Annotated in this window: 13 protein-coding genes; 9 read left to right on the top strand and 4 right to left on the bottom strand. The window is 34.3% G+C overall.

Annotated elements, in window-relative coordinates; genetic code table 11:
• Positions 1-6 precede the first annotated feature (6 nt).
• The 3 genes from ACZ5CF_RS00755 to ACZ5CF_RS00745 all read left to right on the top strand — a co-directional run bounded on the left by ACZ5CF_RS00755 (position 7) and on the right by ACZ5CF_RS00745 (position 5742).
• Positions 7-2499 carry a DUF5686 family protein gene (locus tag ACZ5CF_RS00755; RefSeq protein ID WP_464579712.1) on the top strand — a complete coding sequence of 831 codons (2493 nt, stop codon included), beginning with the start codon at positions 7-9 and terminating at the stop codon, positions 2497-2499.
• Between the two features lie 101 nt (positions 2500-2600).
• The gene (locus tag ACZ5CF_RS00750) at positions 2601-3134 is read left to right on the top strand and encodes an inorganic diphosphatase (RefSeq protein WP_464579711.1); all 534 of its coding nucleotides are present in this window, start codon (positions 2601-2603) and stop codon (positions 3132-3134) included.
• A gap of 118 nt (positions 3135-3252) precedes the next feature.
• Positions 3253-5742 (top strand): sodium-translocating pyrophosphatase, encoded by a 2490-nt coding sequence (locus ACZ5CF_RS00745; RefSeq protein WP_464579709.1) that lies wholly within the window; start codon positions 3253-3255, stop codon positions 5740-5742.
• A 52-nt stretch (positions 5743-5794) separates the two neighbouring features.
• Here ACZ5CF_RS00745 and ACZ5CF_RS00740 read toward each other — a convergent pair whose 3' ends face one another.
• From ACZ5CF_RS00740 to ACZ5CF_RS00730, 3 genes are all read right to left on the bottom strand, one after another.
• Positions 5795-6652: a phosphatase PAP2 family protein gene (locus ACZ5CF_RS00740; RefSeq protein WP_464579707.1), complete on the bottom strand. Its 858-nt coding sequence runs from the start codon at positions 6650-6652 to the stop codon at positions 5795-5797.
• Between the two features lie 15 nt (positions 6653-6667).
• A complete protein-coding gene (locus tag ACZ5CF_RS00735; protein WP_464580854.1) occupies positions 6668-7282 on the bottom strand; it encodes a deoxynucleoside kinase in 615 nt (204 codons plus the stop codon).
• A gap of 127 nt (positions 7283-7409) precedes the next feature.
• Complete coding sequence (locus tag ACZ5CF_RS00730) at positions 7410-8666, bottom strand: S41 family peptidase (protein WP_464579706.1); 1257 nt, start codon at positions 8664-8666, stop codon at positions 7410-7412.
• 243 nt (positions 8667-8909) lie between these two features.
• Here ACZ5CF_RS00730 and metK point away from each other — a divergent pair, with 243 nt between their 5' ends.
• Genes metK through ACZ5CF_RS00710 form a run of 4 tightly spaced genes read left to right on the top strand, consistent with a single transcriptional unit; the run spans position 8910 to position 13145 of the window.
• Positions 8910-10166, top strand: coding sequence for a methionine adenosyltransferase (gene metK, locus ACZ5CF_RS00725; protein ID WP_464579705.1), 1257 nt, complete (start codon positions 8910-8912; stop codon positions 10164-10166).
• Positions 10167-10225: 59 nt separating this feature from the next.
• A complete protein-coding gene (locus tag ACZ5CF_RS00720) occupies positions 10226-11317 on the top strand; it encodes an acyloxyacyl hydrolase (RefSeq protein WP_464579704.1) in 1092 nt (363 codons plus the stop codon).
• Positions 11314-12063: a head GIN domain-containing protein gene (locus ACZ5CF_RS00715; protein WP_464579703.1), complete on the top strand. Its 750-nt coding sequence runs from the start codon at positions 11314-11316 to the stop codon at positions 12061-12063. Before ACZ5CF_RS00720 ends, ACZ5CF_RS00715 begins: the two co-directional genes overlap by 4 nt.
• A 26-nt stretch (positions 12064-12089) precedes the next feature.
• Positions 12090-13145, top strand: a complete 1056-nt coding sequence (locus ACZ5CF_RS00710) for a serine hydrolase domain-containing protein (protein WP_464579702.1) — start codon at positions 12090-12092, stop codon at positions 13143-13145.
• On the opposite strand, the gene gldA is transcribed toward ACZ5CF_RS00710, so the two are convergent.
• Entirely contained in the window at positions 13142-14035 is an 894-nt protein-coding gene (gldA, locus tag ACZ5CF_RS00705) for a gliding motility-associated ABC transporter ATP-binding subunit GldA (RefSeq protein ID WP_464579700.1), read from the bottom strand. The two genes, ACZ5CF_RS00710 and gldA, sit on opposite strands and share 4 nt — an antisense overlap.
• 259 nt (positions 14036-14294) lie before the next feature.
• Between gldA and ACZ5CF_RS00700 the strand changes: the two genes are divergently transcribed.
• Both ACZ5CF_RS00700 and ACZ5CF_RS00695 read left to right on the top strand, forming a co-directional pair.
• Entirely contained in the window at positions 14295-15122 is an 828-nt protein-coding gene (locus ACZ5CF_RS00700; protein WP_464579698.1) for a prephenate dehydratase, read from the top strand.
• The gene (locus ACZ5CF_RS00695) at positions 15119-16261 is read left to right on the top strand and encodes a pyridoxal phosphate-dependent aminotransferase (protein WP_464579697.1); all 1143 of its coding nucleotides are present in this window, start codon (positions 15119-15121) and stop codon (positions 16259-16261) included. Before ACZ5CF_RS00700 ends, ACZ5CF_RS00695 begins: the two co-directional genes overlap by 4 nt.
• The last annotated feature ends 2 nt before the right edge of the window (positions 16262-16263 follow it).

Genomic DNA, 16263 nt, shown 5'->3' with positions numbered 1-16263 from the left:
ATACCTATGAGGAGCTTTTTTTGGATTGCAATACTGTTACTCCCGTTTTTTGGTTTAGCTCAAACCAAAGTAAGTGGTATGGTAATAGACCAAAACGGAGATCCTGTTGCATTTGCTAATGTATTATTTAAAAACTCTTCTGAAGGAACAATTACAAATGATGATGGTAGGTTTTATTTAGAGTCAGATAACAATTACAATACGCTGGTTGTATCTTTTATTGGTTACGCTACTCAAGAGATAGAGCTTACGCAAAAAACAACCTACAATTTAACGATAACGCTACCCGAAGGAGAACAATTAGATGAGGTTGTGGTTTACTCCGGCAATCAGCCTAAAAAAAATAATCCGGCAGTAGAAATTTTAAAAAAAATATGGGCTAAGAAACATCAAAACGGACTTAAAAAATTTAATCAATATCAATTTGATAAGTACGAGAAAGTTGAATTTGATTTAAACACCATAGATAGTGCTCTTATAAAAAGTAAATTGTTTAAAGGATTAGAGTTTGTTTTTGAAGATTTAGATACCTCACGAATAACCGGAAAAACCTACTTACCTATTTTTATAAATGAAGCTTTTTATAAGGTTTACGGAGACAACAAACTTAAAAAACATAAAGAAGACTTAATAGGGAATAAAAACTCTGGCTTTGAAACTAACCAAAGTATTATTGCTTTTGTGCAAGATTTATATGCAGACTATAATATATATGACAATTATTTAAAGTTTTTTGATAAAAGCTTCGTTAGTCCGCTTTCTAAAACCGGAGTAGACACCTATAATTATGTGTTAATAGATAGCGCATACATAGGCAATAAATGGTGTTATAACATTGTATATTATCCAAGAAGAAAAAATGAGCTAACCTTTAAAGGAGATTTTTGGGTAAACGATACCACTTACGCTATAAAAAAAATAAATCTTCAAGTAACTAAAAGCGCTAATATAAACTGGGTTAAAGAAATTTATATTGAGCAAGAATTTGAGGTGTTAAACGATTCTGTTTTTTTGCTTAAACGAGACTATATGTTAAGTGATTTCAGTTTAAGTAAAAAAGAAAAATCACGAGGCGTTTACGGTAAGCGAACCACTGTTTTTGATAACTACGTTTTTAACAAAGAAAAACCTAAATCTTTTTACGATACTCGAGTAGATCCATACAATCCGGTGGTATACAAAAGAAGTGATGAGTTCTGGAAACAAAACAGATTAGAAGAGCTTAATAAAGACGAAACGGGGATTTATAAGTTATTAGATACGTTAAAAACAGTTCCAAAATTTAAAAGACTTTATAACTGGGGTTCAATTTTAGCTTCGGGATACATAGAGTTTGATAAATGGAATATAGATTACGGACCAATATTTTCAACGTTTGGCTTTAATGATGCCGAAGGAATAAGATTACGCACAGGGGCCAGAACTTATTTTGGTCAAAATGATACTTGGCGTTTAGAAGGATACTTAGCTTATGGATTTAAAGACAATAAATTTAAATACGGTTTTTCCGGTAAGTTTTTATTAGATCGGAAAATGCGACTCATATTTTCTGCCGGGAACAGAAGGGATATAGAGCAGCTTGGAGTTAGCCTAACAGCTACCAACGATGTGCTGGGGCGTAGCTTTGCCTCCTCATCAATATTTTCTGCCGGTGCAAACGATAAACTCACCAATATAAACCTAACAACAGCTTCTATACAAATAGAGCCTTTTAAAAACTTAAACTTCAGCTTTGGCACATCATACAGAACGCTACAATCTGCTTTACCCGAAGCTTTTAGTTTGTCTTATATAGATGCAGAAAGCCCTTCCGGTATAGCCAATAAAATTAGGCAGTTTGATATTAATATGTCTGTAACCTACACACCAGGCAGAGAAACTATAGGCTACGGTGTAGAGCGTAAAGAAATAACAGATGAGTATGCCAGAATTTTTGTGAATTACACTAAAGGACTTGAAGGCTTTTTAGATAGTGATTTTGAATACAAAAAAATACAGTTCTACTACAGACAACCATGGCAAATAGGAGGTTTTGGGCGTTTGTTTAGTTTGCTTGAAGTTGGTAAAACCTACGGAGAGGTTACGTTAGGATTGCTAAGTGTAATTCCGGGTAACCAAACCTATTTTTCTATTTTTAATACGTTCCCAAATTTAGATTTTTACGAATTTGTAACAGACACTTATGCAACACTGCATTTAGAGCATAATTTTAACGGACGTTTATTTTCTAGAATACCTTGGTTAAGAGATTTTAATTTACGTGAAATTGTTGGGTTACGCGGAGCTTGGGGAGAGCTTTCGCAAGCAAATATAAATTTAAGTGCACCAACAAACATTCCTTTAATGGCTCCTTCAGATAAAGTATATTGGGAATATTCATTTGGAGTGGGTAACATTTTCAAGGTGTTTAGAATAGACTTTAATTTTAGAGGAAACTATCTAGATAATCCTAACGCCAGAAAGTTTGCTATAACAGGAGCATTAGGATTTCATTTTTAATAAAAAGTTAATCTTAACTTAACCAAAAACAACTTAAATCCTGTTGGTTAGAGACAAACAGTTTACTACCTTTGCAGCCGCTTTAAAAAAAGAGATAGATAATGAGTGCAGCAAAACTAAAATCGTTTGATGTTTTAATAGAAATTCCAAAAGGGAGTCGTAATAAGTACGAATACGATTTTAAACTAAAAAAAATACGCTATGACCGTATGATATTTTCATCTATGCATTATCCGGCAGACTATGGTTTTATTCCGGAAACATTAGCATTAGATGGAGACCCGTTAGATGTTTTAGTATTAGTAACAGAACCAACATTTCCGGGGTGTGTAATGGAGGTTAAGCCAATTGGAGTATTCCATATGGCCGATGAAAAAGGTCCGGATGAGAAAATTGTTTGTGTGCCGGTTTCAGACCCGATCTGGAATAAATTAAATGATTTAGACGATATGAACCCTCACCAAAAGAAAGAGATTGAGCACTTTTTTAAAGTGTACAAAGATCTTGAGCACAAAAAAGTAGATGTAGAAGGTTGGGGTAATGTAGAAGAAGCTTGGGAAATTATAGATAAGTGTATTGATAGATTTCAGGCATCAAAAGAAAAAGTAACCGAAGAAATGTTTACAATAAAGTAAACACTCCCAAAAAAATAATTGTTAAAAAAAGCAATAATGCAACTGCATTATTGCTTTTTTATTTCTGGGCTATTTTAGTACATTTACCAACTATTAACCAAAACCAAGACTTTAGTTTATGGAAGCAAACATGATTTATGTGCCAATTGCATTGGCAATTGTAGGGCTGCTATTTATGTTCATTAAAATGATTTGGGTAAAAAAGCAAGCCCCGGGCAACGAGAAAATGCAAAGCATTTCTAAAAGTATTAAAGAAGGCGCTTTAGCTTTCTTAAGTGCAGAATACAGATTGCTTGCCGTATTTGCCTTAATTGCTGCAGTGGCATTATACATTATCTCTACCATAGTAGAAACTACCCACTGGCTTATAGTTCCGGCTTTTATTTTCGGAGCTATTTTTTCTGCTTTAGCCGGAAATATTGGAATGCGTATTGCAACAGAGGCTAATACCAGAACGGCAGAAGCAGCCAAAACCAGTTTGCCACAAGCCTTAAAAGTATCGTTTAGCGGAGGTACAGTAATGGGCTTAGGCGTTGCCGGTTTAGCTGTGTTAGGGTTAAGTTTATTCTTTTTAATTTTTACCAACCAGTTTATAACCGGAGGTGATAATTTTTATACAGAAATGACCATAGTGCTAGAAGCTCTGGCGGGATTTTCTTTAGGAGCAGAAAGCATAGCGTTATTTGCCCGTGTTGGAGGTGGAATTTATACTAAAGCAGCCGATGTTGGTGCTGATTTAGTGGGTAAGGTAGAAGCCGGTATTCCGGAAGATGATCCACGTAATCCGGCAACAATTGCCGATAATGTAGGAGATAATGTGGGCGATGTAGCCGGTATGGGAGCCGATTTGTTTGGCTCGTATGTGGCTACTGTTTTAGCAGCCATGGTACTTGGTAATTATGTTATTAAAGACATGTCTGTAAATGGAGGTTTTACAGATGATTTTAATAATATGGGGCCAATATTACTACCGGTTGTGATAGCCGGGGTTGGTGTTGTAGCTTCTATATTAGGAACCTTTTTAGTTAAAATATCAAGTAATGATGCTAAAGAAGCCCAGGTGCAAAAAGCATTAGATATGGGTAACTGGACAGCAATTTTAATAACGTTGGCAGCCAGTTGGTTTTTAATAGATTTCATGTTGCCGGAAAACATGACTATGAAGTTTTTTGGCGAAGGTTATAAAACAGTTCCTTCTATGCATGTGTTTTTTGCAGCTTGTATAGGGTTAGCTGTAGGAGCACTTATATCGTTTGTAACAGCTTACTATACATCGTTAGGAAAAAAACCTGTTTTAGATATTGTTCAGAATTCATCAACCGGAGCAGCAACTAACATTATTGCCGGTTTAGCCGTTGGTATGAAATCAACTTTTTGGTCGGTGTTACTTTTTGCAGCTGCAATTTATGGGTCGTATGTATTAGCTGGTTTTTATGGGGTTGCTTTAGCTGCTTCTGCCATGATGGCTACAACAGCAATGCAATTAGCCATAGATGCTTTTGGCCCAATAGCCGATAATGCAGGTGGAGTTGCCGAAATGAGCGAACTGGATCCGGAAGTAAGAGAACGTACAGATATTTTAGATTCTGTAGGAAACACTACAGCAGCAGTTGGTAAAGGGTTTGCTATTGCTTCGGCTGCCTTAACTGCTTTAGCTCTATTTGCTGCCTATGTAACGTTTACCGGAATAGATGGGATTAATATTTTTAAAGCCGATGTATTAGCTGCTTTATTTGTAGGTGGTATGATTCCGGTTGTTTTCTCGGCTTTAGCCATGAAATCTGTCGGAAAAGCAGCAATGCAAATGGTACAAGAAGTAAGAAGACAGTTTAAAGAAATTCCAGGTATTATGGAAGGTACCGGAAAGCCAGAATATGGTAAATGTGTGGCTATCTCTACACAAGCAGCCTTACGCGAAATGTTATTACCGGGCTTAATTACTATAATAACACCTATTATTATAGGATTAGTTTTTGGAGCAGAACCGCTTGGGGGTTATATGGCCGGAGTTTGTGTAAGTGGTGTTATGTGGGCTATTTTTCAGAATAATGCCGGAGGTGCTTGGGATAATGCTAAAAAATCATTTGAAGCCGGAGTAGAAATTAATGGAGAGATGACCTACAAAGGTTCTGATGCTCATAAAGCTGCAGTAACCGGAGACACCGTTGGTGATCCGTTTAAAGATACATCAGGCCCTTCTATGAATATTTTAATTAAGCTTACATGCTTGGTTGGTTTAGTAATTGCTCCTATACTTGGCGGACACGCTTTAGAATCATCAGAAAAAAACCAAGAAGTAAATGTTTGGGTAGATTCTGATGGCCAAGAGCATGTTGTTAAAATAGTAAAAGGAAAAGATGCAAAGTTTATTAAAGAAACCAATGAGCATGCAGAGAAAGAGGTTAAAGTAGAAAAAACTAAAAATAATGATGGTATTGTTACGGCAACTATCACTACTACTATTACTGAAAATGGGGTTACTAAAACTACCACGCAGGTTATAGAAGGTACTGATGAAGAAGTATCTTCTAAAATTAATGAGTTAAAAAACGAAGATGTTATTAGAGTGGATATTATAAAAGTAAAAGAAGTAGAAGAAGAAAATTAATTGCTCATTTATTGTTAAAAAAACCACGCGAAAAGCGTGGTTTTTTGTTTTTTTAAAATGTTCCTACCAGACCAATTTTATTATAACCGGGCTGAATGTGCCATGAGATTTTTCTCTTTTTTGTAGAGTACCCTTCCGGGTATCTGTTTTCTTTTTTCATGTAGTTGTCTATGCAATCTACAACGGCAATACTTAATGCTGTACCAATAAAAATATCGGTTACCCAATGTGCATTATCCCATAGTCTTGAAATTGGAGCTATAGCTCCAACAGCATAAATTCCTGCTTTAACCCAAATATTATCAAACTGTTTAGCAATTGAATGAGCCATAGAAATAGAAAGCGTTGTATGGCCTGAAGGAAAAGAATGATAACCCGATTCTTTGCTAAATGGATCAAAATCAAACTTGCCGGTTTCATTGCCGGGTCTGGCTCTTCCTACTACCGTTTTACTAATAGATTGAATTAAACCGGAAGTTGCTGCAGACGATATGATTAGAACAGCAGTTTTTCTAACCTTTTGGTTTTTTGTTAAGAGGCCAACCCCATAAACACCACCGGAAATTAAAAAAAAGTTTTGAGGGCTTCCAAAATACCATCCTGTGTCTCTAATAAGTTTTGGTGCATGCTCTCCTTGCTCTTTAAAGTAAACTTGAGCTTCATCATCTATAGTATGAAGTAAGACAGTTCCAATAACAACACCTCCGGCTGTTAAAAAATCATCTTTATCCCATCGGATTGGAGCAGAAAGACTGTACCCCATATTTTTAACAAAGCTCTTAGTGTCATACTTTATAATTTGCCAAGTATTTGGCTTTGTAGTTTGTAATGTGTCTTGTTGGCCAATTGCTATGTTACCAAACAAAAAAAGGGCTAAGCCCCATATTGTTTTTATACTGTTTAATTTCATAGCTTTTACTTTTGGTTAAAATAACCCATGAAGTTCAGCGTCAACCCTGTTTATAATTTCACCAAGGTCTTCCGGGTTATCTACAAAGTTAATATTATCTACATCTATAATTAGTAATTTACCTTTATCGTAACCATGAATCCAAGCTTCGTAACGCTCGTTTAATCTACTTAGGTAATCTATAGAAATAGAGTTCTCGTAATCACGACCTCTTCTGTGAATTTGTTTTACAAGATTAGGGATAGAGCTTCGTAAATAAATTAATAAATCCGGGGGTTGCACCAAGCTCTCCATTAACTCAAACAACGACTTGTAGTTGTTAAAGTCTCTATTTGTCATTAACCCCATAGCGTGCAGGTTAGGAGCAAAAATGTGAGCATCTTCGTAAATGGTACGGTCTTGAATTACTTTTTTACCACTTTCTCTAATATTGAGAATTTGTCTGAATCTGCTGTTTAAAAAATAAATTTGAAGGTTAAAGCTCCAACGCTCCATTTGAGTGTAAAAATCGTCCAGATAAGGGTTATCTACAACATCTTCAAATTGAGCTTCCCACCTGTAATGTTTAGCTAATAATTTAGTTAGTGTAGTCTTTCCGGCTCCAATATTTCCGGCAATGGCAACGTGCATCGCTTGCATTTTATATTAGGTAATTTTATTTCTTTTGAGTTGGTAAATATACAAGTTCTACGCGGTAACAGAAAGGGGTTTTTTACTTATTTGCGTAAGTGTTTGTGTAATATTGGGTTATGTTTTGTTACATAGATAATGCTTGCTGTAAAACCGGATCTTCTCCGGTAATAAAATCCTGAATAGTTACCGGCACGGCAATATCTGGTTTAATAGTTTTATCGTTTTCTTGTCCAAATTTAAAATAATGGGTACTGTATTGAAGTTTTAATTTAGAATTAGGTAGTTGCATAACTTCTATATTGCCAAAATGATTTGGTGAACCCGATGTTTCTTGTCCGATTACAACTGCATTCAAAAGCCTTTTGCTGTCAATGATATTTTTAATTGCCGATGAAAAAATCTTTGCATCAACCAAGGTTGCTACTTTTCCGTTTTCTTTAAAAAATTGAGTGTTTTTAATAGCATTTAGCAAACTGGTGCCTTGTTCAGGATGGCCTCCTGTATTTCCTCTAATATCAAAAATAAGTTTTGTATAAGGCTTACTATTAAGCTCGTTAATAATAACATTGGTAAATTCTATAAAAGAAGGAATACGTTCTATTTGTCCGGGCGATGCATTTTTTAGTGTGTTGTTGGCAACAAGAGCTTCTCTGCTGTTGCTAACATTATATTTTATATAAAGCGTACTATTATCTATACTGGTGCTCCAAAACCAAGACCTGCTGTTTTGTTTGAATAGAGGGATTTTATTAGGCATGGCAAAAGCCATTTGTCCGCCTCTTCTGTGTTCCGGATTAAAAGTTATTGCTAGCGTTTTTTGTTCGTTGTTAAGTGTTAATACTTTTAGTTGAGCAGTATTTTTAGAAACAATACCAAGATACTGAAGCAGCGAAACATTTTTTAAAACATTTGCTACTAAAAGTTTTTTAGAGGCTGCATTATGAACATACAAAACTGTGGTGATTTTGTTTTCTAGTTCTGTAACCGGTATACCATTTATAGCCAATAATTTTGCAGCCATAAAGTTTTCGTTATCTCTTGAAATTGCGGTAATGTAATAGCCGTCTGAAAGCCACTCAAAACCAACAGGAAATTGCTTATTTATAGAAAATTGTAATAACGTATGGTTATCTTGTATAGCAGATAGTAATTTGGTTAACTCCCATATTATAGTTTCTGATTCAAGCTCAGAAATTTGCTCTTTAAGTGTATTTATTTTGGTTTTAAAATCTTGTTCAGAAATACTTTTGTAAAGGTTTATATGGCGCTTAGGGAGCTCTGTTTCAATATAGTTGAGGTCTTCTATCCAATCTTTAGTATCCATTTTTTGGGCATTCCCCAAAAAGAAAAATCCAATTAAAAAAAACAGTAATAATCGCATAGTTTAGTTTTAAATAAAACGTTTAAAGTACTGCTGTAGTATTTGTTGGCTAAAACCTAATCGCTAAATCAAAATAAGTAGTAACAATTTTATACATTTGCATCTGAAATTTTTAAGAGGATAGATTTGACTGATTGCAACCTCGCAAAAAAATGCTAAAGCAGTTACACGGCTTCACTTTGCTTGTAAACTTCTTTAGCATTTAACGTCAAACCAAAATCCTCAATTTTTAAATAAAAATTTATGGCATATTTATTTACATCCGAATCGGTTAGTGAAGGACACCCAGATAAAATTGCAGATCAAATTAGTGATGCACTTTTAGATAACTTTTTAGCTTTTGACCCTGAGAGCAAAGTAGCATGCGAAACATTAGTTACTACCGGGCAAGTGGTTTTAGCAGGAGAGGTTAAAAGCAATACATATTTAGATGTTCAGCAAATTGCGCGAGAGGTTATAAACAATATTGGTTACACTAAAGGAGCATACCAATTTAGTGGAGATTCTTGCGGGGTAATTTCTCTTATACATGAGCAATCTCAAGATATAAACCAAGGAGTAGATAGAGCTAATAAAGAAGAGCAAGGTGCCGGAGACCAAGGTATGATGTTTGGTTATGCAACCAACGAAACTCATAACTACATGCCATTAGCTTTAGATATTTCTCATAAAATTCTTCAAGAATTAGCAAAACTCAGAAGAGAAAATAAAGAAATCACCTATTTACGCCCCGATGCAAAAGCGCAGGTAACAATAGAGTATAATGATGATAATGAGCCTCAACGAATAGATACTATTGTAGTATCTACACAACACGATCCGTTTGATGATAATGAGGAGGCTATGCTAAAAAAAATAGAAGCAGATATTAAAAATATTCTTATTCCTCGTGTTGTTAAGCAGTTACCTGAGTACGTTCAAAAATTATTTAACAACACTATAAAGTACCACATTAATCCTACCGGAAGGTTTGTAATTGGTGGGCCGCATGGAGATACAGGACTTACCGGAAGAAAGATAATAGTAGATACCTACGGAGGTAAAGGAGCTCACGGTGGTGGTGCTTTTAGTGGAAAAGACCCAAGCAAAGTAGACCGTAGTGCTGCTTATGCTGCCAGACATATTGCTAAAAACTTAGTAGCAGCAGGTGTTGCAAACGAGGTTTTAGTTCAGGTTAGTTATGCTATTGGAGTAGTAGAGCCAACCTCTATTTATGTAAACACATTTGGCTCGGCTAATGTGAATATGACCGATAGTGAAATTGCCAAAAAAGTACAAGAGATTTTTGATATGCGTCCGTACGCAATAGAAAAGCGTTTAAAACTTAGAAATCCAATTTATTTAGAAACTGCAGCGTATGGCCATATGGGTAAAGAGCCTCGTTTAGTTAAAAAAGTATTCGAATCTCCATACAATGGTAAAGTAGAAAAAGAAGTAGAGCTCTTTACCTGGGAAAAATTAGATTATGTAGACCAAGTTAAACAAGTATTTGGCTTATAGTATTTTTTGGGTTGCATAACCAGTTTAAAAAAAGTTACTTTTGTTCATCAAATTAGCGTATGAAAAAAGTAACTTTTTTTCTTTTTATACTTTTTAGTTTTACTTGTTTAGCTCAACAAAAACAACATACATCTTTTATAGATGTCTCTTACTTTAAAGGATCAATTGCACTTCATAATACAGATATTCAGCACTTAATAACCGGACATCCTGAGGGTTTTGTTATAGGATTTAATAAAAAAACGTATGGGTATAATGAGTGGGAACACCTTTACAATTATCCGGATTATGGTTTTTCTGTAAGCTATCAGAATTTAAAAAATGAGTTTTTGGGTGAAAACTACGGGGTGTACGCACATTATAATTTTTACTTTTTAAAAAGAAATTTGGTTGCCAGAATTGGTCAGGGTTTAGCATATACAACCAATCCGTATCATAAAGAAAGCAATTTTAGGAATATAGCTTTCGGATCGCGTATTATGAGCAGTACATATGTTATGCTGCAATATAAAAAAGAACGACTCATAGATAAGTTTGGACTTCAGGCCGGGATAACTTTAATACATTACTCTAATGCTAATGTTAAGGCACCCAACACAAGTATAAATACAATTACGGCCAACGTTGGAGTAGTATATAATTTAGATGATGAACCATTAAGTTATCAACCTAAAATAACACAAGAGCGTTTTACAGAGCCAATTAAGTTTAATGTAGCATTTAGAGCCGGAATAAATGAAAGTGATGTGGTTGATAGCGGACAATTTCCGTTTTACATATTTTCTGCTTATGCAGATAAACGCTTAAACAGAAAAAGTGCTGTTCACTTTGGGGCCGACTTGTTTTTATCTAATTTCTTAAAAGAATATATTGAGTATAAAAGCATAGCATTTCCTGAAGAAAATATACAAGGAGATGAAGATTATAAAAGGGTTGGGGCATTTGTGGGTCATGAGTTATTTATTAATAAACTATCACTGCTTACACAACTTGGGTATTATGTTTATTATCCGGTAGATTTTGAGGGAAGAACCTATTTTAGAGTTGGGCTAAAACACTATTTTACAAATAAATTTTTTGGAGCTATTACTTTAAAATCTCACGGAGCAAAAGCAGAAGCCGTAGAGTTTGGAATAGGAGTTAGGTTATGAGAAACATATTTTTTTTACTACTAATACTTTGTATGTGCGCCTGTAATTCAGAAAGCGCCCCAGATTGTTTTAAAACAACCGGAACTATAGTAACAAAAGAATTTTCAGTTGCTAATTTTTCTAGTATTGTAGTTTTTGAAGGAGTAGCTTTAACAATTAAACAAGACACTGTACAGCGTGTAGTTGTTAAAGCAGGAAAAAATCTTATACCAGAGGTAAAAGTAAGTGTAAAAAATAATCGTTTAGAACTAGCAACAAGCAATAATTGCAACTGGTTTAGAAGTTACAACCCAATACAAGTCTTTGTATATTCACCAAACTTAACCGAAATAAGAAGTAGTACCCAGTTTGATGTTAAATCTGAAGGTATATTACAGTTTGATAGTTTTAGAATAGTTTCTGAAGATTATTTAAACCCAGACTATCAAAATACAGGGAACTTTTATTTAAACATAGATTCTAACAACTTTAGCTTGGTATTTAACAATCTCTCTAATTGTTTTATAACAGGAAATACCAAAAATGCATCAATTACATTTGCTTCCGGGAACGGTAGGTTTGAAGGCCCAAATTTTAAAATTGATAACTTAACATTTTATCATCGAGGCAGTAATGATATGATTGTGCATCCTATAAAAAAAGTAACCGGAAATATTTACAGCACCGGGAACGTAATTTTAAAAAACATTCCGGATTCTATTGATGTTACAGAACATTATAAAGGAAAATTAATTTATAATAACTAATGCGTAGCCTAAAATTTATTTTATTAATGTTTAGCCTGTTATCTTTTATTCAATCTGTATTTGCTCAACAACCCACAAGAAATATTAAAAAGGTAGAGCGCGTAATTCATAAATTAATTAAGAGAAAAAAAGTTCCCGGATTGGGAATTACGGTGTTAAAAAACGGAGAATTATTTTATGAAAACGGTTTTGGTTATGCTAACATAACTAGTAAAACACCAGTACATCCAAAGAAAACAATTTTTAGGATAGCAAGTGTTTCTAAGCCAATTACTGCTGCAGCTTTAGCAAAAATGGTTCAAGAAGGGCTTATAGATTTAGATGCATCTGTTTATAAATACGTCCCTGAGTTTCCTAAAAAAAAATACGATTTTACAATTAGGCAATTAGGCTCTCATACTGCCGGTTTTAGAAGTTATAAAGGCAAAGAATATGTGCTTAATAAGCCTTACAGTATAGAAGAAGGGCTTACTGTTTTTAAAAACGATGCGCTTTTGTACAAACCCGGTACTAACTATTTATACAATAGTTACGATTTTGTTTTGTTATCTGTTGCTATGCAGCGTGCAGCTAACAAACCATTTGATGAGTATGTAAAAGAAAAAGTATTAGAACCTTTACAAATGCAAAATACTTTTCCGGATAAAGCAGATACGCTCCCCAATGCAGCCACCTACTATTCTAAATCTAAATTTAAAGGATTTAAGCCTGCATCGCCGGTAAATAATTATTATAAGTTGGCAGCCGGCGGATACCTATCTACCACAGAAGATATGGCTAAACTTGGTCAGGCCTTTTTAAACAACGCAATTGCTTCTGCAGAAATAATGCGTGAATTTTTAACACCTCCAACTATAAATGGAAAAAGCACTTATTATGGTATAGGTTTAGAGGTTAGTTTGGATAACAAAAACCGACCTTATTTTGGGCATATTGGTAACGGAGTAGGCGGGTATGCTATTTTGTACATATACCCGGCTCAAAAAAAGGTAATTGCATTAGCAACAAATGTTACAAACCCTAAAACAGACCGAGAGTTTAAAAAAATTATCAACTATTTAATTGAAGCTGCTAATAATTAAGTGGTTAGTTCTCTAAATAAACTTTCTAAATTTTTATGTTTAGGATTTAGCTGTAGTATTTTTAAGCCATTATCGTGGGCAAAATCAAAAATGGCAGGACGCATATCTTTAGTTGTACTAAAAGAAAGCTCGTAAACAAAATTATTAGTATTAGTTACGGTTGTAATATTCGGTAGCGTTTCTAAAAGCTGTGTTTCTACTCTATAATCAAACTCAACAATAATTTCTTGTGTGTTAGAAGCTTTTAAATCACTTAACTTTTTATCGGCTACCAAATTACCTTTATTAATAATTAAAACCCTATCGCAAATTGCTTCAACCTCACTCATAATATGAGTAGAAAGCAATACAGTTTTTTCTTTTCCAATGTTTTTAATTAATTGTCTTATTTCTACAAGCTGATTTGGATCTAATCCGGTAGTAGGTTCATCTAAAATTAACACATCAGGATTGTGCAATAAAGCAGCAGCTAAGCCCACACGTTGTCTGTATCCTTTAGAGAGTTGCCCTATGGTTTTATGGCTTTCAGGAAGCAATCCGGTTTCTGCAATTACAGTGTCTATTTTTTTGGCAGATACTCCATAAACATGTGCATTAAAGGCCAAATATTCTTTCACGTACATGTCTAAATACAGAGGATTATGCTCCGGTAAATAACCAATACTTTGCTGCACTTGTTTTTTTTGGGAAATAACATTGTAACCGTTAACAACAGCTTCTCCGGAATCTGCAGGTAGATAGGTGGTTAAAATTTTCATCATGGTAGATTTTCCGGCGCCATTAGGACCTAAAAATCCAATAACTTCACCTTTATTTACAGAAAACGAGACACCATTTAAAGCCGTTTGGTTTCCGTAGGTTTTAATTATGTTACTTACAGTTATAGACATGTAGTGGGTTTTTAGCAAAAATATAGATTAAAAATAAGCACACTTAAAAAAATAATAAAAACCATTTTGTTATTTCAAAATAATAGCTACTTTAGCAATCAAGTAAAGCAATTAAAAATGATTGTCAATACGTATTTCTGGAACGGTTTTTATTTTTTCTTTTTCTATTTAAGAAAAAGACCGGGACAGTTATAGGTATTGGTAAATACAAGCTTTATGAAGTCCCGGGATTTTTCTCGGGACTTTTTTTTGATTGTATATGAAGAAAAAAATAGCCATACAAGGAATAAAAGGTTCAAACCATCACATTGTAGCTTCAAAGTTTTATGGGGCAGATGTTGCATTGCACGAATGTTTGTCTTTTGATGCTATGGTGAATAGTTTATTAAGCAAAGAGGCTAATGAAGCGGTAATGGCTATAGAAAACTCTATAGCGGGCTCTATTATACCAAATTACGCTTTAATAGATAACAATAATCTACATATAGTTGCAGAACATTACCTAAACATTCATCATTATTTATTGGCACTACCGGGACAAAATATAATGGCTATAAAAGAGGTTTGCTCACACCCAATGGCATTATTACAATGCAAAGAATTTTTTAAAAAATACCCACATATTAAATTGGTTGAAGATGTAGATACGGCAGCTGTTGCTAGAAGAATACAAGAAAACAAATTAATGGGGGTTGCAGCAATTTCAAGCAAGCTGTCTGCAAAGCTATTCAACTTAGAAATTATTGCCGAAAACATACAAACTATAAAAAATAATGCTACCCGTTTTGTATTACTCAAAACAAGTAACGGAGTTATAAATAAAGAAGAAATTAACAAAGCTTCTTTAAAATTTCAATTAGATCATAAAAGGGGTAGTTTGGCTACAGTATTAAATGTAATGAGTGATTGCAAGCTAAACTTAACTAAAATTCAATCACTTCCTATTATAGAAACCCCATGGAAATACGCCTTTTTTGTTGATGTAACCTTTAACGATTATGAAGATTACCAAAAGGCTAAATCGTTGCTAAATATTATGGCAGAAAATTTTAAAGTATTAGGCGAATACAAAAATGCAAACTTATGACGGCAGCAGAACGCTTACATAGTGTAAACGAGTATTACTTTTCTAAAAAATTAAAAGAGGTAAGTGCGCTGCAAGAGCAGGGTAAACCGATTATAAATTTAGGAATAGGAAGTCCGGATTTAGCACCTCCTGCAGAAGTTGTTACTGCTTTGCAAGAAGCAATTAGCAACTCTAATGCGCACCAATACCAAAGCTACAATGGTCTTCCTGAGCTTCGTAATGCTATGGCAGAGTTTTACAGAACTCAATACCAAGTAAATTTAGATGCTGCCACAGAGATTTTACCATTATTAGGCTCTAAAGAAGGTGTTATGCACATAAGTTTGGCTTTCTTAAATGCAGGCGACAAGGTGCTTATTCCAAATCCCGGGTATCCTACCTATGCATCGGTAACTAAACTGTTGGGGGCACAACCTGTTTTTTATGATTTAAACGAAGATAACAATTGGTTTCCTGATTTAAATCAACTATCTAAACAAAATTTAGATAAGGTAAAGCTAATGTGGATTAACTATCCGCATATGCCAACAGGAGCTAAAGCAACGTTAAAACAATTTAAAGAATTAATAAGTTTTGCAGAAGCACATAACATTTTGCTAATAAATGATAATCCGTATAGTTTTATTTTAAATAATAAACCACAAAGTATATTACAGGTAGAAAATGCTTTTAATGTGGCTATAGAGTTAAACTCTTTGAGTAAAACATTTAATATGGCGGGCTGGCGAGTTGGAATGGTGTTAGGGAATAGCAACTTTATAAGACAAATTACTAAAGTAAAAAGCAATATAGATAGCGGAATGTTTTATGGTGTGCAAAAGGGAGCTGTGAAGGCCTTACAAAGTGCACCGGCATGGTATAATACCTTAAACTCGGTTTATGCAAACCGAAAAAAATTAATACATCAACTTGCACAAAAACTTAACTGCACTTTTGCAAGCAATACAGCAGGGTTGTTTGTATGGGCAAAACTTCCGTCAAATAGTTTTTCTTCAGAAGATTTTGTTGATGATTTACTGTATACTAAAAGTTTGTTTGTAGCACCCGGAACAGTTTTTGGCGATCAAGGTGAGGGGTACATAAGGTTTTCATTATGTGTGCCGGAAAATAAAATAATAGAAGCATTAAATAGAGTGTAAAA

The organism is Lutaonella thermophila, assembly GCF_055387725.1.
The sequence above is the reverse complement of the archived record's forward strand: the minus strand, read 5'-3'. Positions and strand labels throughout refer to the sequence as shown.